The sequence below is a fragment of the Corynebacterium suranareeae genome, from assembly GCF_002355155.1.
Classification (GTDB): Bacteria; Actinomycetota; Actinomycetes; order Mycobacteriales; family Mycobacteriaceae; genus Corynebacterium; species Corynebacterium suranareeae.
Window position 1 is genome coordinate 301039 of record NZ_AP017369.1, and the last position, 17807, is coordinate 318845.

The following is a 17807-nucleotide window of genomic DNA, read 5'->3' on the forward strand; positions in this document are numbered from 1 at the left end:
TTTAAGGAGAAACACCATGACCACTTCTGTACCTGCATCAAGCAAAGCCGCAACCGTAGCCGGCGAAAACCCAGGCCTGCGCATCGGCACCGCCCCTGACTCCTGGGGCGTGTGGTTCCCAGAGGACCCAAAGCAGATCCCTTGGGACCGCTTCTTGGATGAGGTTGTCAAAGCCGGCTACACCTGGATTGAGCTTGGCCCCTACGGCTACCTGCCAACCGATGCCAACCAGCTTGAAGATGAACTGGGCAAGCGCGGCCTGAAGCTGTCCGCTGGCACCGTGTTCACCGGATTCCACAAGGGTGAAGAGCAGTGGAAGCGCGCCTGGGATCAGGCTCTTGACGTTGCAGGTCTTGCCTCCAAGCTGGGCGCTGAGCACCTCGTTGTCATCCCTGACCTGTGGCGTTCCGATGCCACTAGCGAAGTACTAGAAGCCCGCACCCTTGATGATGAGAAGTGGGCAAAGCTTGCAGCAGGACATGACCGCCTGGGCAAGGCGCTGCTGGAAGAATTCGGCATGAAGCAGCAATTCCACTCCCACGCTGACAGCCACATCGGCACCACCCGCGAAGTACTGCGCTTCCTGGAAGAAACCGATCCTCGCTACACCAACCTCTGCCTCGACACCGGTCACTTTGCCTACTACGGCGGCGACAACGTCAAGCTGATTGAACAGCACCCAGAGCGCATCGGCTACCTGCACCTCAAGCAGGTCGATCCGACTTTGCTTTTCGACGTACTGAAGAACGACACTCCATTTGCTGAAGCCGTAGCCCAAGGCATCATGATCGAACCACCACACGGTGTCCCAGACTTGGCCCCAATCATCGAAGCCGTATCCAAGATCGACTCCGAGATCTTCGCCATCGTGGAACAAGACATGTACGGCTGCGACATCGATTACCCATTCCCAATCGCTGAGCGCACCCGCAAGCACATCTTCGGCTGCACCCACTTCGCACGCGTCAACTAATCACACTTATCTTCAAGGAGTACAAAAATTATGACCAAGAGCCTTCGCGTTGGAGTTGTCGGTGCAGGAGCCATGGGCGCTGACCACATCGATCGCATCAACAACCGCACCTCTGGTGCTCACATCTCCGCCATCATCGAACCAGACGCAGCCCGTGCCGCCGCAGCTGCAGAAAACGCACCAGGTGCACAGGCTTTCACCCGCATTGAAGATGCCATCGCAGCTGATGCTGTTGACGCAGTGCTCATCGCGGTACCAGGCCAGTTCCACGAGCCAGTACTTATTCCAGCACTGGAAGCAGGCCTTCCCATCCTGTGTGAAAAGCCACTGACCCCAGACTCTGAGTCCTCACTGCGCATCGTCGAGCTGGAGCAGAAGCTGGATAAGCCACACATCCAGGTTGGTTTCATGCGTCGCTTCGACCCTGAGTACAACAACCTGCGCAAACTGGTGGAATCCGGCGAAGCTGGCGAACTGCTCATGCTCCGCGGCCTGCACCGCAACCCAAGTGTTGGTGAGAGCTACACCCAGTCCATGCTGATCACCGACTCCGTAGTCCACGAATTCGATGTCATCCCATGGCTCGCAGGCTCCCGCGTTGTATCCGTCGAAGTGAAGTACCCAAAGACCTCCTCACTGGCGCACTCCGGCCTCAAGGAACCAATCCTGGTGATCATGGAGCTGGAAAACGGCGTGCTTGTCGACGTAGAGATGAACGTAAACATTCAATTCGGATACCAGGTAGCAACCGAAGCGGTCTTTGAAAAGGGACTTGCCCGCATCGGCCAGCCATCCGGAATGCAGCGCTGGCGCGACGGTGAGTTCTTTGTGAAGGACCATGAGGACTTCACCACCCGTTTCGCCACCGCTTATGACCGTCAGATCCAAAGCTGGGTCGACGCAGTCCACGAAGGCACCCTGGTAGCAGGCCCTAATGCATGGGATGGTTACCTGGTTGCACTGTCTTGTGAAGCCGGTGTGAAAGCCCTAGAGGGCGGCGTTATCCCAGTTGATGCAGCACCTCGCCCAGAGTTCTACGCTTAAGGAGTTTTGAACGTGGTTCGTATTGCCCTTGATCCAACACCTTTCCACCATGATTACGATCTGTTGGATTTCCCCGACGTCACCGCACGATTGGGATATGAATACATGCAGCTAACCCCTCATGTAGATTTCGGTCCTTTCTTCCGCCACCCCAAAGCAGACGATGATCTTGTGGCAGCACTGAAAAAGCGCGCCAAAGATGCCGGAGTCACCATCCCTGCGCTGTTGCCAGTGCAGCGTATTTCCTGGCCAGATGAAACCCAACGTGTTGCAGCAGTACGCAACATCAAGCGCATCATCCAGTTGGCTGTTGATCTGGAAGTAGACACCCTCAACACTGAGTTTTCTGGACGCCCAGAACGCTCTGAGGACTCTGAAGACGCCTTCTACCGCTCCATGGAGGAACTACTTCCCATCCTGGAAAAAGAGGGCATCAAGTTCAATATCGACCCACACCCTGATGATTTCGTAGAAAACGGAATTGAAGCATGGCGAGTCATCCGTGGACTGAACTCCAAACAGGTGGGCTTTGTCTACGTGGCACCCCACTCATTCCACATGGGTGATCAGGCTGAGGCAATCCTGCCAGCAGTAGGCGATCGTCTCGGTGCTGTCTACCTGTCGGATACTTTTGATCATCATCGCTCCCATGGCCTGCGCTACATCACCAACCCTCCAGGCAATGCAGTGCGTGTGCACCAGCACCTGAAAATCGGTGATGGCGATGTGAACTTCGAAGAGATCTTCTCACTGCTGCGTTCCACCGGTTACCTTGACCGCGAAGACGCACTGTTGGTCTCCAACGTGTTTGCAGAAGATGAAGCAGCAGAAGAAGTATCCCGCTACCAGCTGGAGAAAATCCGCTCACTCATCGACAACGCATAGAGTTATCTCGAAGCTACAAAGACGGTTTCTTATCTTTAGATTTTAAGGATGAGAAACCGTCTTTCACCCTTTTAATCGTGATTGGAGATTGAAGCCATGCGCAATGATCGATCCTTTAGCGTTCCCATTGCGCTGCTTGCCGCGGGAGCACTATTCCTCGAAATTCTCGACGGCACCATCTTGACCACCGCCGTCCCAGCCATTGCCCGTGACTTCGGCATTGATGCAGTAGATGTCAGCATTGCTCTGGTTGCCTACCTGGCAGCTGCAGCAGCTGGTATTCCGGCAGCAGGGTGGCTGGCGGACCGATTCGGGGTGCGTAAAGTGTTGTTGCTGGCTCTGACTGTTTTTACTGTCGCCTCTTTGGTGTGCGCGGTCGCGCCGGGGCTGACTGTGCTTACCGGTGCTCGCGTTATCCAAGGTCTTGGTGGTGCACTACTTGTCCCAGTCGGCCGATTAGCAGTAATCCGGGGAACTGACCCCAAAGATCTCCTTGATGCCATTGCGTTTTTAACCTGGCCAGCTCTGGTTGCCCCAGTGATCGCCCCACTTCTGGGAGGTCTTCTTGCAGACACCATTGGTTGGCGATGGATCTTCCTCCTCAACGTTCCCTTGGGAATCATCGCGATCGTTGCCGGACTATTCATCCTGCCTAAGAACACTGCCGTGAATGTGAAACGATTTGATCTCCCAGGTTTCCTCGGCGCAATGCTGGTGATGGTGGCGCTGACTGTGGCTGCGGAGTTAATTTCTAGGGGAAGTTCGGCAGAGCTTACTGTCGCTGCATGCCTCGTCTTAAGTGCCGCCGTGGTCTGCGTTTTTATGGTGCGCTGGCTACGAGTCCCAGGCAGGCTTTTTGATCTCAGCATCATGCGCATCCCAGGCTTCCGGGTGGGTAATTCCTCCGGAAGTGTCTACCGATTAGTGATTACAGCAGCACCATTCATGTTCACTCTGCTCTTCCAGGTGGCGCTTGGGTGGTCTGCAACATTAGCGGGTGCCATGGTGGTCGCACTATTCGCAGGAAATGTGGCGATCAAACCTTTCACCACACCGATCATTAAACGCTGGAATTTCAAACCAGTGCTGGTCTTTTCTAACGCAGCTGGTGGCCTGGTATTGGCATCATTTTTGTTTGTCAGCGCAGATACTTCACTCGTGCTCATTGCGCTGCTGCTCTTTGTTTCAGGCGCATTAAGATCCCTAGGTTTCAGCGCCTACAACACCTTGCAATTTGTTGATATCCCACCCGAGCAAACCAGCAACGCCAACGTGTTATCAGCAACCCTGCACCAACTTGGTATGTCTTTAGGCATCGCCGTGGCAGTTATCGCGATGTCCCTGTCACCCACTGCCAACTGGGCATTCCCCCTGGCAGCAGCGTTGTTCCTCATTCCTTTAATCGGCGCACTATCTTTGCCTCGCGACGGCGGTGCCCGAGCCTTTTCCTCCTCTTAGAAATCCACCTTTGAAAGGTACAAAAATCATGACAATCCGAATCGGACTCGTTGGCTACGGTGTTGGTGGCAGGCTCTTTCACACCCCTTACATCCAAGCCTCAGAACACTGCGAGCTGGTAGGTGTAGTTGCTCGTTCCGAAAGCACCAAAGCAGCCGTTGCCGAAGATCTTCCAGACGTAGTCACAGTGGGATCGCTGACAGAACTCCTCGAGCTCGGTGTAGATGCCGTGGTGATCTCCACGCCACCTGCCACGCGCCGGGATCTAGTGCTGGAAGCGATCAACGCAGGTGTGGCAGTGGTGGCAGATAAACCTTTTGCACCCACAGCTGCAGACGCCATGGAACTTGTTGAAGCCGCCGAAAAGGCTGGAGTACTGCTCAACGTTTTCCACAACAGGCGCAACGACACCCACATCGTCACAGCACTGGGGATCCAAGAAGAACTCGGCGCGATGCGTGGACTGGACCTACGCCTGGACCTGATTGAACCAGAATCTTTGGAAGCAGGCCCTGAAGGTGGATTGCTGCGTGATCTGGGTTCACACGTGGTGGATCAGGCTTTGGTTCTCATGGGGCCGGCCACCTCTGTGACCGCTCACCTTGGATCCATTGATCTTCCAGAAGGTCCAACCAACGCAAGGTTCCGCATCTCTTTGGAGCACGAATCCGGTGCTGTATCCAACATTTCTGCCAGCAAGATTGACCGTTTGGAGTCCTGGGAAATTCGCCTGGTAGGCGAGCGCGGCTCCTATGTGTCCAACTACACCGACGTGCAGACCGTGGCGATCAAGCAGGGACTTCGACCCATCAATGACCGTGAGCACTGGGGATATGAATCGAAGGAGCGGTGGGGCACCTTGGTTACTGATGAAGGCTCAAAGGTAATTCCTTCAGCACAAGGTGATTACACCCGCTTTTACGATGCCTTTGCCTTGGCCGTGGAAAATGGTGGTGCAGGACCGGTGCCTGCACGTGAAGGTGTTGCAGTGCTCAAGGTGTTGGATGCTGTAGCCCAGAGCGCTGCGGAAAAGCGCACCATTGAATTGAGCTAAGGGGTGGAGCTGCGAAGTGATGGGCGACAACTAGGTACCATCCCATCCTGTACTTCCGAATACGTTCCAAATATGGTGGGGGATATGAGCATGCCAGCTGATCTGCGCTATTGGACCCGGAGTTCCTCAGAGTTGAGTAAACACCCTGCTGAAGTTTTTGCCGAGGCTGAAGAGCATCCCATTATTGTGACACGTCGTGACGGCGAAGCACTGGTATTGATGTCCCAGTGCGAAGCTGACAGGCAATCCCACCTGCTGGAGTTGGCTGCGCAGTTAATTTCTGTGGTCACCGATGATCACGGCACATTAGCTGAGCGTATGGCTAAGGTTTTTCCTTGGATGCTGGCCCTGTCAGTGGCAGATCGTGAGGCGTGCGCCCGTGAGATTCTTGATGCTGCACGAGCGTCGTTTGCAACTGAACAACCTCACCTTGCTCTTGCTGAATTGGCCTCGTGGAAAGAAACGGCAGCAGCTGTTGCCACTGGATTGGGTAACACTGATTTGGAGTGGTACAGCGAGCCACATCTGGTGGCGCGTCCCTAAGCACGACACCGCTGTAGGCCACGTAAGACGACGTCAAAGCCAGTTATCTAAGTGGCGCACACGTACCCCTTTCAATCAGCGAGGGCTGCAACGTATGCATGATCTCCGGGTGGGGTGCCTGAGGATCAAGCATGCTCAGCAACAATAAAGCGGCGTTGTAACCGACGCCGATGCTGTTGTCATCGATGGTGGTGAGGTTGATTAATCGGGTTTGGGCGAGGGGAGTGTTGTCATATCCGATTATTGATAGATCTTCAGGTACGCGTAAACCTAGTTCACGGGCGGCGCCGAGTGCTCCGATGGCAGTGATGTCGTTTGAGGAGAAAATGGCGGTGACCTCGGGGTGTTCTTTAAGAAGTGAGAGGGTTTCGGTGTACCCGGCGTGCTCTACAGCTGGTCCAAGGTAATCGTTAGACAATGGTTCCAGGCCGTGTGCACGCATGGTTGCCTCGAAGCTTTCAAAGCGTCGTAAGCCAGCGCCACTTCCCACGCGCAGGTGTGCGATGTGGGTGTGTCCAAGATCGATGAGGTGTTTTGTGGCTAATTCTGCGCCGAGGAAGTCATCGTTGGCCACTGAATAATGGGTGCTGGCTTGCGTGATTCTGGTGCCTGCGATGACAAATGGGGGTAGAGAATCGGGGACAGTGAAATCGGGAATGTCTTGGGCGATGATGATTCCATCGGGGCGCATCGATAGCGCACTGGTGAGGGGATCGGTGCCTGCTTGAGAGGTTAAAGAGTCGATGACTGAAAGCCGGTACCCCTTGGGGGTGAGTACGTCGCTGAGGCTTTGAATCAGGTCGATGAACCAGGGGTTGGAGTAGTCGTCGATAAGCACTGCAATGAGCTGCGTGCGCTTGGCCGCAAGGTCTGATGCGGCGCGATTTGGCTGGTAGTTGAGCTTTTTTATCGCGGTCTTGACCGCGGCTTCGGATTCTTTGCTCACGTTGGTGGAGCCGCGAAGCACGAGAGAAACTAATGATTTGGAGACGCCTGCGGCTTTGGCAACGTCATAAATTGTGGGGCGGGATGTGCTCATTTTCTGCGATTTTCTCTTGAACTATTGACAGGACATTTAAACAAATATAACTTGAGTTGGAGCGCTCCAATTGCGTAGTGGATCACAGTACCGGATCCACATGGTCTAACAACACATCATCTTTTCTCGAGGAGGTCATAGTGACTCAGCAAGAACTTCGCGTAGCTGTCATTGGTGCAGGCATGGCAGGTAAAGCACACGCAGCGGGTTACCGCACCGCATCCAGCATCTACTCCACCACTTTGCCCAACATCCGTCTGGTTTCCATCGCGGATGCCAACGTGCAGCTAGCTGAAGAAACCGCAGCACGCTTTGGCTTTGAGCGCTTTGATACCTCTTGGCAGGCGATCGTTGAGGCCGATGACATCGATGTTGTCAGCGTCGTGGTGGCTAACTTCCTGCACCGCGAAATCGTGGAAGCGCTCCTGGCATCCGGCAAGCATGTGCTGTGCGAGAAGCCTTTGTCAGACAACATCGAAGACGCAGAAGCCATGATTGAGGCAGCCGGCCGTGCAGCAATAAATGGCACCATCGCCCGCATCGGACTGACCTACCGCCGTTCCCCAGGCGTGGCACACATCCGTGATCTCGTGCAGTCCGGCGAGCTTGGCAAGGTTCTACACGTCACCGGCCACTACTGGACCGACTACGGATCCAATGCACAGGCACCAATCAGCTGGCGTTACAAGGGGCCAAACGGCTCCGGCGCACTGGCAGATGTGGGAAGCCACCTCACCTACCTGGCAGAATTCGTTGCAGGATCTGACTTCGCTGACGTTCGTGGTGGCCAGTTGTCCACCGTGATCACCGAGCGCCCCAAGCCACTCGGCGCGATTGTCGGCCACGAAGGCGGCGCAGTTTCCGATGAATACGAAGCAGTGGAAAATGATGACATTGCATCATTCTCCGGATCCTTCATCGGCGGCGGAACCGCAACCCTCCAGGTCAGCCGCATTTCCCAGGGACACCCAAACACCCTAGGTTTTGAAGTGTTCTGCGAAAAGGGCTCCGTCCTCTTTGATTTCCGCAACTCAGGCGAATTCAAAATCTTCACCCCAGCAACCTCCGGTGACATCAGCCAAGAAGCCGGCTACCGCACCATCACCATCGGACCAAAGCACCCATACTGGCGCGGCGGCCTTGCAATGGATGCACCAGGCGTGGGAATTGGCCAAAACGAAGGCTTCGTTTTCCAGGCACGTGCATTCCTCGAAGAAATCGCCGGAATTCCTGAAGAGGAAAGCCTGCCACGCTGCGCAACTCTGGAAGAAGGACTGCACAACATGCAGCTCATTGACGCCGTAGCTCAGTCCGCAGCAGCCGATGGCGCAACCGTTGCTGTCCCAGTCCTGGCACCAGTTCAAAACTAACAAGAAAGCCTCACCATGAAACTCGGTCTCTACAACGCGATCTTCCACGATCGCACCCTGCCAGAAGCGCTCGCAGCCATCAAAGCTGCAGGTCTCACCGGAATTGAACTGAACACCGGCGGATTTTTGCCTGCAACCCACATCCCGACCATCGATGACATCCTGGTCAGCGACGATGCCCGCGATGAATTCCTCGGGATTTTCGAAGGCACCGGCGTGGACATCTACGGCCTTAACTGCAACGGCAACCCGCTTCACCCCAACAAGGCGATCGGGGACAAGCATGCCGAAGACATTCGACGTTCCATCCGCCTCGCAGAGCGCCTCGGCCAAAACCGTGTGGTCACCATGTCTGGTCTGCCAGGTGGCGAGCCCGGCGCGAAGTACACCAACTGGGTTGTCAACGCTTGGAACTCCGCAGCTTTGGATGTTCTTGATTACCAATGGGATATCGCAGCTGATTTCTGGCGCGAGACTGACCGCCTTGCCGCAGATCACGGCGTGAAAGTGGCTCTTGAGCTGCACCCGCAGAACATCGTGTTCAACTCCGCTGACGTGCACAAGCTCATCGAACTCACCGGCGCCACCCACGTGGGCGTCGAACTGGATGCATCACACCTGTTCTGGCAGCAGATGGATCCAATCGCTGTGATTGATCACCTGGGCGAACTCATTTTCCACGCCGCCGCCAAAGATGTCCGTATTAATAAGGAATGGGCTCAGCTCAATGGCGTATTGGACAACAGCTTCCGACGCCTTGACCCATCCGAAAACCGCACCAACCTGGGCGGTGATGAGTGGGCGAATGAATGGCCAAAGAACTCTGCTTGGGATTTCGTCGCCCTGGGCCGCGGCCATGACGTTGCTTACTGGACCGAATTCCTCCGCGCACTTCACCGCGTTGATCCAAACATGCTGGTCAACATCGAACACGAGGATGTTTCACTCGGCCGCGAAGAAGGCGTCAACGAAGCCGCCAAGGTGCTGATCGAGGCCAACAAGGCACTCGAAGAGTCCCTGGTTTCTTAAAAAAACTACGCCTGCCCCGCAACGCTTGCGGGGCAGGTTGCGCTTTTAAAAAGATGCTTATCGACGCACCCCTCCTACTCCATATACGATCGAGCGCATCTAACAAAAGGCAGGGGTTCAGGCATGTATTCCAACAATTTGTTTCTCTTATCCGTGTCTGAAGATAGCGAAGAATATGAATGCTGCGTCGGCCTATTAGATGGTTCAGATGGGCTTGCTTATATCAAGAAGCTCCTCAAAGGACGAAGGTTGAAGAATCATCATCTAGTGTGGGATCAGATTGATAAGGCCACTATCGCTCGTGAACCAATACACAAAGGGCAATTGGTTCATCTGATATTTTTGACCGCACTAACCACACCTGGCGAATTCTCCTTTGTTTACCCAGGCCAAAACCTTATCGAAGCAACACTTGAAAAAGATTATGCTGCACTTGTACTTGACGAAGAGCGCAAACAATTTGTACCTGAACTGATTCAAATGTGGTCACTCCCCGTCGGGTGGGTAGCTCCTGGGCTTGAAGATTTCTTGTATCGCAATTCGGAGTGGTACTAAATCTAACCTGACTTTCACCATTTTGCTTAGTCCCCAAGTTCCGACCTGATCAGAGCATTGATTGCACACTGAAGTTCGATTTCTCACCTTCGATACCGCTAGGGAAACAGCCAAAAACGGCACGAAATTGGAGTTGAGAAATTGAGCTTGCGGTATTGCTGTTGCGAACTCGGTATCGTGAATTCGAACTTAAGAAACCATGGCGTTTATCGCTTGTTTAAGGCGTTGAATTTTTCCAATGGGTGCTTGTATCACTCGACGTCTTAAAGGCCGTGAGAAGCGATTCTGAGAGGCCACTTTTTCGGGGCCCTTTGAGCAGTTTTTCGTCGCTCTTTATTTGGAGACCAAGGACGCTTGTAGTGGACTTAGTTTTGGTCATATATAACGTTTCTTGGGCCTACATATTTGATCTGGTGACCAAGGATCTTTGATTATCCTATGTATTTGGTCGTATATGCCGGTTTTGGAAGATTGCCCCAACCAGATCATCAATTTTCTTGTGGCTCAGGAAAAACATTGTGTGTGAGGAGTGGTGAAGTGTGCTGACCTTGCAATACTGGGAGATAAAACGACATAAGTGCGTTAGGAAGTGTGCCGGATTGTCTGCTTTTACACCCCAATTTTGAAAAGAAAGTTTCCCATCAACGCAGATTCATGGCAGACTAGACGTTAGTCGCGATTTCTATTCGCAGTGTTTAGGCGCTGATAAGAGATATAACTGTGAGCGCCTAGTTTTCCTTTACCCTGCAGCATCTGTGAAGGTAGATGGTTTGACGAGGAGTTCCAACGACTCGGACGCTGGTGAATCATGCTGGCGAACGTAGCATCACCTGATTAGGAAAAGGTACAAATATGGCACAGGGTACTGTGAAATGGTTCAACGGCGAAAAGGGATTTGGTTTCATCGCTCCCAACGATGGCTCCGCTGATCTCTTCGTCCACTACTCTGAGATTCAGGGCTCCGGTTTCCGTAATCTTGAGGAAAACCAGGCAGTTGAATTTGAGGTCGGCGAGGGTGCCAAGGGCCCACAGGCTCAGCAGGTTCGTGCTCTCTAAGCTCTAGCTGCTAGCTAAAAATTCCGCTTCGTCCTTTTTGGATGGGGCGGTTTTTTAATGGGTGGATTGTGTTCCTCGAGATTGCTCACTCGTCTTTCTTTCCAATTCATTAAGTTGTTGACAATTCGTAAAATTGCATCTAGAACTAATGTTATGACGGGAAGAATGGAAAGTTTTACGCACACTGCTCACTTGGCGCAGTCTGGAAATCCGAGGAATATTTCACAAGCAGAGGGGTGGTTGCTTGTAGTTCAATCTATGGGAATTGCTGTATTGCTTGCAGTTAGTTTTCAATCCCATTTGTGGGAGTGGGGTGGGATCATAAGGATGCTCGCCCAAATCGTATTTATTATCTTGATTATCTTGGTATCCAGAGGGCTTGCGAAGACTAGGCGGGTTCATCCTCGGGGATTTAAATGGCGTCTTACCTGCGCAGGAATTTTACCGGTAGTTGTGGCAGTGATTGGTGGATGGTTCTGGACGGCTCCCACATTTCATGACACATCGTGGATAATTACAACAGCAGTGGCAGTGGGAGCAAGCCTTCCTGGTGCTTTGGTTGGTTTGGAATTAGTGGTTAGAGGAAATAAGTGAATCTCGAAGAAGCACGAATCGCTTTGAATGACACCATTCATTCACCTGTTCGTCTGGCGTTGATGGCCGCGTTAAATTCTGTAGATTCCGCTGATTACCAAAGTCTTCGTGAAGAGCTGGGCGTAAGCTACTCGTTGCTTTCTAAACACGCTGCGATACTTGAACAAGCTGGTTATTTGAAAATTACCAAAGCTTTTGATGGACGAACACCCATCACTCATCTGAATTTAACTCGCGATGGACGGCAGGCTTTTCAAAGTTACCTTTCTGCGCTGGATCGGTTGGTACGGGGTTTAACAACCTAGCTTTGTATCTGAAGGCTTCGGAGATTTCCTGTAAATATCAACAATTGCCCTTTAACCAGGAGTATTCTTAGCTTCTATGACTCCTGATCTTGCAGCTTTTCTGGACAAACTTTATGCCGAGGGGCAGGAATTTGATGCAGAGCAATCGGATCGGCTTGATCGCAGGAGAAACCTTGAACCGGAAAGCGCTGCGCTACTTCGCTCGCTCATCGACGGAATTAGTCCAAAGTCAGTACTCGAACTAGGCACATCCAATGGTTACTCGACTATTTGGATGGCAGATGTCGTGAATTTAACAACAGTAGACAATGATCCTGAGCGGTCTTTGGATGCTGCAGAAAATCTTCGTGCTGCTGGAGTGGAAGATAAGGTCGTACAGATTGTTGCTGATGGAGCAGAAATACTCGCAGACTCCGTCGATGAACAATGGGATTTCATTTTTCTCGATGCAGAGCGATCCCTTTATGTAAATTGGTGGTCTGACCTGCAACGAGTTTTGGCCAGCGGTGGTTTATTGGTTGTTGACAATGTGCTTTCACATGCGGATCAAGTCGCCAAATTCAGGGAAATCATTGATCAAACTCAGGGGTTGCGATCCTTGGTTCTTCCCATTGGTGCGGGACTTTTAATTGTGGCTAAACAGGATTAATCAGAAGTGATTAACACCATATTTTGATTGGATAAATATATATAAAAACAAAACTAGGTGCCTCGCCCGTCCAGGGAGCATGAAGTGCAGTTGATCTGAAATCTCTGTTTAGTTCTTTCTCCACACGCACGCGTAGCGTTCTCGATCTGGCCAGCGCGGATCTCGGTCCTTCGGTGCAATGGAGAAACCCTGTTTGCGATAAAAATCTACCGCGTCATCATCTGTCTCTAAATAAATTTCCGGGTGGGTTTTTGCTACTGCGTTAAGAAGCTGACTTCCCAAGCCCATACCTTGGTGGGTTTCCTTTACAGCAATGTATTCAATCACTGCGCGGGAGGGTTCGTGGATGTAGGACGCAAAAGCAATGGGTAATGTGCCATCACGGAATCCGATGGTGGCCATCTGGGAAATTTCATGCGTAATGGTGTGTTTGAGCTTTTCTGCAGAATATCCAGAAGCAAGCCATAGAAGGTGAGCGAACTCGGCAGAACGCGTAGCTGCAGGGCTGAAAATTTCAATTTTCATGTATCGTGCGTCTCTCCCTTTAAACCTTTGGGGTTGTCCCGCGGACAATGAGTTGCCCTGGAATCTTTACGTTGTTGTTGGGGAGGGGGGGAGGCGTCGAGAAGCGTTAAAACCTGCGTGGCAGCTGCCGCGCCCATGGCTGGGAGGTCGGGCGCGAAAACGGTGATGCCAGGGCCCCACACGGCGAGCCATTCGGCGACACCATAACACGCAAGCGCCAGGTCATTTGGTATTTCAATGCTGTTTTCTCGGGTGGCTTTGAGGACGCCTAGGGTTAATTGCGTACTCAGGGGCACGATGATTTCGGGGAGATCGTTACGGAATTCGGTGAATGCTTCATAACCACCGGCGGGGGAATAACGGGAGTGAATAACGCGGAAGCGCAGCTCTTCGCGAATTCCTCGCTGTGTGGCTTCGGATTCGAGAGCATTGAAGAAACCTGATTTGCGGTCGCGGGCGGTGCTGAGCTCGGCAGGTCCGACGATGATGCCGATGTCCCGATAACCTTGATCCAAAATATGAACCGCCAGCTCTTTCAAGCCAGTGGCATCATCGCTAGTTACAGTGGGACGATCGAGGTCGCTGCGGCGATTAAGCTCCACCACTTTGAAGCCTTTTGGGAACTTGGCTTGGGGATTAACTGGAACATGCACCACTGCATCTACCTGGCGGTTGAGCATGGATTCAATTGCTCGACGTTCTTTGTCTGCGTCGTTTCCCGTTGTGGAAACAACCACCTGGTATCCGGATTTGTCTAACTCATTTTGGAGGACAGCGGCGGATTCGGTGTAGAACTCATTGATAATGTCGGGAACGATCAGGCCAACGGTGCGGGTTTTGTTTTCTCGAAGTGCACGAGCCATGGCGTTGGTTCGGTAGCCTAATTTTTCAGCGGCAGCGAGTACTTTGTCACGGGTTGCTGCATCAACGGAACCTCGTCCAGAAATGGCGCGAGAAGCAGTACCGTAACCTACTCCAGCTTCACGGGCGACGTCAGTTAACTTCACATTCACACCGTTAAGCCTATGCGTTGGGGTAAAAATGTGGTGGATTGATGCTTAAGTAATGGACTGTTTTCACTCCGTAAAGTTTCTGGATTTAAACACGAAGGGTTTTCAGTGGCACGGTTTAGTGGCTTGTCAAAAGCTTGCAAACACCACTACTACTCTGATGACGATGAAGGTAACTTTACTATGAGTCGAAAATTTAGAAGACTCCACGACCTCGGATATTTCATCATTCCGTTTATTGAACTTTTAAGTATTGCGACAGGCTACTTTCTTATTAAAACTGCAGCCGATGAGTTTGGAAAGCTTAATTTTATCGGGATGACACTAATAATCGGAGGGGTCGTTTCCCTGTTTATTGGGTGGCCACTTCTATTCGCAAGAGCGAACAATTTTAAGTGGGATGCAGTTTACCTTGTAGGCGGGGCAGCGTTTTGGGCATACTTTTTGCTGGGGCCGAAGGAAATGACAGTCCTCGGGTTGGTGGCGATGTTTGCTGGTCCTGGAATGCTATTAGCCGGCTTTTCATCTCTGAGTCGTCGTCTTATTGCGTATTTTGTGGAATTGAGACGATTGCAACCTAGTGATTAAGAGGCTGTGATCACACCATGGCTCGAATCAAATGGAGAACCGCTTGAAGCGCCACAGATGCTAATACAGTGTCGGCAAGAAAGACATTTGTAAAGCTGCTGGCAACCCAGGTAAAAAATGAAATCACTGCATTGGGTGGATGGTCCTGGGAAAGACACTCACGGTAGCGGTTGAATTTAAACAAAAGTGTTGCACGTGTGGCACCGAAAGTGGTGGAACTACCTATTGGATATGTGTGTGCTTCGCTCCCGAATGTAGTGGTTTGGAATCCAAAATTTAAAGAAAACGCCACTGCCCCTCCACCTGCGCGAAGCGGGGGAGGGGCAGCGGCTGAGAAAAATCTGGAGAGTGTTATCTGTGCGATGTCTGTATCTTTAGCTCACCTTTCCTTTTCGGATGTCCTTGTTGAAAATGACACCGGAAGTAACATCTTCATCAATCTCCTCCAAGGTACGTCCACGAGTTTCAGGAACCTGGGTGTAGATGAAGATCAAGGCAACCACACCGATTCCGGCGAACATGAAGAAGGTTCCGGTTAGTCCAACTGCTTCCATGATGGTTGGGAAGAACAATCCGAGGAACGCGTTTGTGATCCAGAGGAAGAATACTGAGATACCGATCGCGAAACCGCGCATTGCCAGCGGGAAGAGCTCAGAGAGCATGACCCAGGTAGCTACGTTGAGGAAGGTCTGCATGGAGCCCACGAAGATCACAACCAGAGTCAAGATAACGTAAGGGCGAAGAGGATCGCCGACTGGGAATGCTACGGATGCGATACCGATCAACACATGGCTAATGGTGGTAAGGGAATAACCGGTAATAAGGGTGGTACGGCGGTTGATGCGATCCATCATCCACAGTGCGATAAATGCACCGACAACTGCGATAACTCCAGGTGCCACGTTGGCGATCAGAGCTGCATTCTCGGAGAAACCAGCCTCAATGAGAACAACCTGGCCGTAGTACATGATGGAGTTAATGCCGGTCAGCTGCTGTGCGACACCCAATCCGATACCTACCAGGAGGATGCGCACAAGCCACTTGCTGGACAAAATTTCCCTTAAGCCCATGGACTTCTCGGAAATGGCATGTTCTTCTTTTGCTAGGTGCTCAACATCAGCAACTTCTGCGTGGGCACGTTCTAGAGGGCGAATGGTTTCAAGAACTGCGCGAGCCTCATCAATGCGTCCTCGCTCAACAAGCCAGCGTGGGGATTCTGGGACTCGGAGCATTCCAAAGAAGAGGAAAATTGCTGGGATTGCGGCGATCGCTAACATGTAGCGCCAAACACCCTCATGGTGTCCAAAAACATTTCCAATAATCGCATTGATAACGAAAGCTGCCAGCTGACCAACAACAATCATCAACTCATTACGGCCGGCCAGTGAGCCACGGATTTCAAAAGGAGCAAGTTCAGCCAGGTAGACAGGGACAACAGTGGAAGCGCCACCAACTGCGAGTCCAAGAAGCACACGTCCGACAACCATTACTGCAAAAGATGGAGCAAACACGCAGATCATGGTGCCGACAAAGAAAGCTACTGCAAGTGAGATGATTGTTTTCCGGCGACCCCAGTTGTCGGAAATGCGACCGAAAAACATCGCACCAGCTGCTGCACCAAACAGCAGGGAAGAAGTTACAACACCCTCAGTGAACGCGGTTAGTCCGAGCTCACGTGTCATTGGGTTGAGTGCACCGTTGATTACGCCGGTGTCATATCCGAAAAGCAGCCCACCAAACGTCGCAACTAGTGCAACGTAGAATAGCCGCTTTCTATACGGACCTTCTGTGAGTGGGGGCAGCTTCTTACTTTTTTCAGGGCTGTCGGCCTGAATGAAGGTACTAGCCATCTTGTCTCCTAAGTTTGTCGTGCCCTTACTTGGAGGTGCAGGGTCACGAAACACGATGTAGTAGGCAGTGATTCACATCACCAATGCCTTTAATCGTGGCAGACGCGATATGTCCCGTCAATCGTACATAACAAACTTTTTTTGAATGTTTTTGAGTATTTGGTAATACTTAGAGGTGGGGGTGTCTGCTTGGACATGTTTGCCTATTTGGAATTTCCCGCGCTGGGGTGGCTGTTAGCTGCGGGTTAATGCAGGAGTTTTGTGTTTTATGTCAGAAGCTGCCCCTTCTGTAAATGTTGGAGCTTGAGAGTTCTTAGATGGGAGTGCGGGGGTGGAGGGGGTAGTGATTGGGGCTGTTTGACACCTTTGTTAGGTGACATTGTCACCTCATCCACCGCCTAAAGATCCTAATGTCATTACAAAAAGTGTGCGAGGGGCGGGCATTCGGAGTGTGGGGGCGGTAATCGCCCGTTTAAGCGGTTCAAGGCGCTGATTGACTACTTATGTCAAAGTGGGTTCCAACTGCCGTCAGGCGGCGTTCTGGGATGCCATCATTTTGGGGTTAGTGGGGTGGATGTGAAACCTGGGTGTTTGCTGATCAAATTTTCACCACAACCGTGAGGCCTGGCCACAAAATCGAACGAATTTTTGCATCAACCCGGCGCTTTGATATAAAAATCCACCACAAACATGTGGTCATGCCACAAGAATCGAACTATTTTTTGCATTTGGAAACCTGCGTGCCCCGCTACTATCAAAAAAGCCTCACCGCGCACCCAAAGATCCTCTTACTGACCCTCGATTTGGCGTTCCAGTTCCTTGATTCGGATCCGCAGGGACTTTTTCTCATCCCAATTGGCGGTGACATCACGAAGGAAAGCTGCAACGCCTTCAATTTTTCCTGAATCATCTTTCAAGATGGTGATGGAGAATTCCAAAGACATTTTTGAACCATCGGCACGAATGCCTGGAACGTTAAGTGGTTCGGAGCCGTAGCGGGTTTCGCCGGATTCCATGACGCGGTCCCATCCGTCCCAGTGTGCCTTGCGGTGTTTTTCGGGAATGATGATGTCGAGTGATTTTCCAAGGGCTTCGCCGGCTGCGTATCCGAAAAGTTTCTCGGATCCTCCATTCCAGAGTCTGATGATGCCATCGCGGGTGGCGTAAATGATTGCTTCTTCTGTTTCGGTGACAAGGCGGCTCGCGATGGTGTCAAAATCGACCATTTTTCTCTTCTTTCATAGCGAAAAGTAGTGGGCTTCTTCCACCATATCCTGTGA

General features: G+C 51.9%; 18 protein-coding genes. 13 read left to right on the plus strand and 5 right to left on the minus strand.

Translation table 11 applies throughout. From position 1 onward, the window contains the following. Positions 1-16: 16 nt before the first annotated feature. From N24_RS01455 to N24_RS01480, 6 genes are all read left to right on the plus strand, one after another. Positions 17-973: a sugar phosphate isomerase/epimerase family protein gene (locus N24_RS01455; RefSeq protein WP_096453692.1), complete on the plus strand. Its 957-nt coding sequence runs from the start codon at positions 17-19 to the stop codon at positions 971-973. Between the two features lie 30 nt (positions 974-1003). Continuing rightward, complete coding sequence (locus N24_RS01460) at positions 1004-2017, plus strand: Gfo/Idh/MocA family protein (RefSeq protein ID WP_096453694.1); 1014 nt, start codon at positions 1004-1006, stop codon at positions 2015-2017. A 12-nt stretch (positions 2018-2029) separates the two neighbouring features. Further along, positions 2030-2902 (plus strand): sugar phosphate isomerase/epimerase family protein, encoded by an 873-nt coding sequence (locus tag N24_RS01465; protein ID WP_096453696.1) that lies wholly within the window; start codon positions 2030-2032, stop codon positions 2900-2902. 96 nt (positions 2903-2998) lie between these two features. Further along, on the plus strand, positions 2999-4360 hold the full coding sequence (locus N24_RS01470; RefSeq protein WP_167381985.1) for an MFS transporter: 1362 nt from the start codon (positions 2999-3001) through the stop codon (positions 4358-4360). Positions 4361-4388: 28 nt separating this feature from the next. Further along, entirely contained in the window at positions 4389-5414 is a 1026-nt protein-coding gene (locus tag N24_RS01475) for a Gfo/Idh/MocA family oxidoreductase (RefSeq protein WP_096453700.1), read from the plus strand. 84 nt (positions 5415-5498) lie between these two features. After that, entirely contained in the window at positions 5499-5957 is a 459-nt protein-coding gene (locus tag N24_RS01480; RefSeq protein ID WP_096453702.1) for a type II toxin-antitoxin system Phd/YefM family antitoxin, read from the plus strand. Between the two features lie 43 nt (positions 5958-6000). Here the strand turns inward: N24_RS01480 and N24_RS01485 are convergent, their stop codons facing one another. Continuing rightward, entirely contained in the window at positions 6001-6996 is a 996-nt protein-coding gene (locus N24_RS01485; RefSeq protein ID WP_096453704.1) for a LacI family DNA-binding transcriptional regulator, read from the minus strand. 140 nt (positions 6997-7136) lie between these two features. On the opposite strand from N24_RS01485, the gene N24_RS01490 reads away from it, so the two are divergent. The 6 genes from N24_RS01490 (at position 7137) to N24_RS01520 (ending at position 12554) form a co-directional block, all read left to right on the plus strand. Continuing rightward, on the plus strand, positions 7137-8366 hold the full coding sequence (locus N24_RS01490; protein ID WP_096453706.1) for a Gfo/Idh/MocA family protein: 1230 nt from the start codon (positions 7137-7139) through the stop codon (positions 8364-8366). 15 nt (positions 8367-8381) lie between these two features. Continuing rightward, entirely contained in the window at positions 8382-9395 is a 1014-nt protein-coding gene (locus tag N24_RS01495) for a sugar phosphate isomerase/epimerase family protein (RefSeq protein ID WP_096453708.1), read from the plus strand. Positions 9396-9518: 123 nt separating this feature from the next. Then, entirely contained in the window at positions 9519-9950 is a 432-nt protein-coding gene (locus N24_RS01500; RefSeq protein WP_096453710.1) for a hypothetical protein, read from the plus strand. Between the two features lie 852 nt (positions 9951-10802). Continuing rightward, complete coding sequence (locus N24_RS01505) at positions 10803-11006, plus strand: cold-shock protein (RefSeq protein WP_074506186.1); 204 nt, start codon at positions 10803-10805, stop codon at positions 11004-11006. A gap of 590 nt (positions 11007-11596) precedes the next feature. After that, entirely contained in the window at positions 11597-11905 is a 309-nt protein-coding gene (locus tag N24_RS01515) for a winged helix-turn-helix domain-containing protein (protein ID WP_074506185.1), read from the plus strand. Positions 11906-11981: 76 nt separating this feature from the next. Further along, positions 11982-12554: an O-methyltransferase gene (locus N24_RS01520; RefSeq protein WP_074506184.1), complete on the plus strand. Its 573-nt coding sequence runs from the start codon at positions 11982-11984 to the stop codon at positions 12552-12554. A gap of 108 nt (positions 12555-12662) precedes the next feature. On the opposite strand, the gene N24_RS01525 is transcribed toward N24_RS01520, so the two are convergent. Next, positions 12663-13079: a GNAT family N-acetyltransferase gene (locus tag N24_RS01525; protein WP_096453712.1), complete on the minus strand. Its 417-nt coding sequence runs from the start codon at positions 13077-13079 to the stop codon at positions 12663-12665. Further along, complete coding sequence (locus tag N24_RS01530) at positions 13076-14092, minus strand: LacI family DNA-binding transcriptional regulator (RefSeq protein WP_231910815.1); 1017 nt, start codon at positions 14090-14092, stop codon at positions 13076-13078. The genes N24_RS01525 and N24_RS01530 overlap by 4 nt, the downstream gene beginning before the upstream one ends. A 105-nt stretch (positions 14093-14197) precedes the next feature. Between N24_RS01530 and N24_RS01535 the strand changes: the two genes are divergently transcribed. Next, positions 14198-14677, plus strand: coding sequence for a hypothetical protein (locus N24_RS01535; RefSeq protein WP_231910817.1), 480 nt, complete (start codon positions 14198-14200; stop codon positions 14675-14677). 374 nt (positions 14678-15051) lie between these two features. Here N24_RS01535 and N24_RS01545 read toward each other — a convergent pair whose 3' ends face one another. Further along, positions 15052-16527 carry a sugar porter family MFS transporter gene (locus N24_RS01545; protein ID WP_096453718.1) on the minus strand — a complete coding sequence of 492 codons (1476 nt, stop codon included), beginning with the start codon at positions 16525-16527 and terminating at the stop codon, positions 15052-15054. A gap of 788 nt (positions 16528-17315) precedes the next feature. Continuing rightward, complete coding sequence (locus N24_RS01550; protein WP_096453720.1) at positions 17316-17753, minus strand: PAS domain-containing protein; 438 nt, start codon at positions 17751-17753, stop codon at positions 17316-17318. Positions 17754-17807 lie beyond the last annotated feature (54 nt).

Bases quoted from the DNA above. Each gene is read 5' to 3' on its own strand.
- N24_RS01455 (WP_096453692.1), top strand. From the start codon at position 17: ATGACCACTTCTGTACCTGCATCAAGCAAAGCCGCAACCGTAGCCGGC.
- N24_RS01460 (WP_096453694.1), top strand. From the start codon at position 1,004: ATGACCAAGAGCCTTCGCGTTGGAGTTGTCGGTGCAGGAGCCATGGGC.
- N24_RS01470 (WP_167381985.1), top strand. From the start codon at position 2,999: ATGCGCAATGATCGATCCTTTAGCGTTCCCATTGCGCTGCTTGCCGCG.
- N24_RS01475 (WP_096453700.1), top strand. From the start codon at position 4,389: ATGACAATCCGAATCGGACTCGTTGGCTACGGTGTTGGTGGCAGGCTC.
- N24_RS01480 (WP_096453702.1), top strand. From the start codon at position 5,499: ATGAGCATGCCAGCTGATCTGCGCTATTGGACCCGGAGTTCCTCAGAG.
- N24_RS01485 (WP_096453704.1), bottom strand. From the start codon at position 6,996: ATGAGCACATCCCGCCCCACAATTTATGACGTTGCCAAAGCCGCAGGC.
- N24_RS01495 (WP_096453708.1), top strand. From the start codon at position 8,382: ATGAAACTCGGTCTCTACAACGCGATCTTCCACGATCGCACCCTGCCA.
- N24_RS01500 (WP_096453710.1), top strand. From the start codon at position 9,519: ATGTATTCCAACAATTTGTTTCTCTTATCCGTGTCTGAAGATAGCGAA.
- N24_RS01505 (WP_074506186.1), top strand. From the start codon at position 10,803: ATGGCACAGGGTACTGTGAAATGGTTCAACGGCGAAAAGGGATTTGGT.
- N24_RS01520 (WP_074506184.1), top strand. From the start codon at position 11,982: ATGACTCCTGATCTTGCAGCTTTTCTGGACAAACTTTATGCCGAGGGG.
- N24_RS01525 (WP_096453712.1), bottom strand. From the start codon at position 13,079: ATGAAAATTGAAATTTTCAGCCCTGCAGCTACGCGTTCTGCCGAGTTC.
- N24_RS01545 (WP_096453718.1), bottom strand. From the start codon at position 16,527: ATGGCTAGTACCTTCATTCAGGCCGACAGCCCTGAAAAAAGTAAGAAG.
- N24_RS01550 (WP_096453720.1), bottom strand. From the start codon at position 17,753: ATGGTCGATTTTGACACCATCGCGAGCCGCCTTGTCACCGAAACAGAA.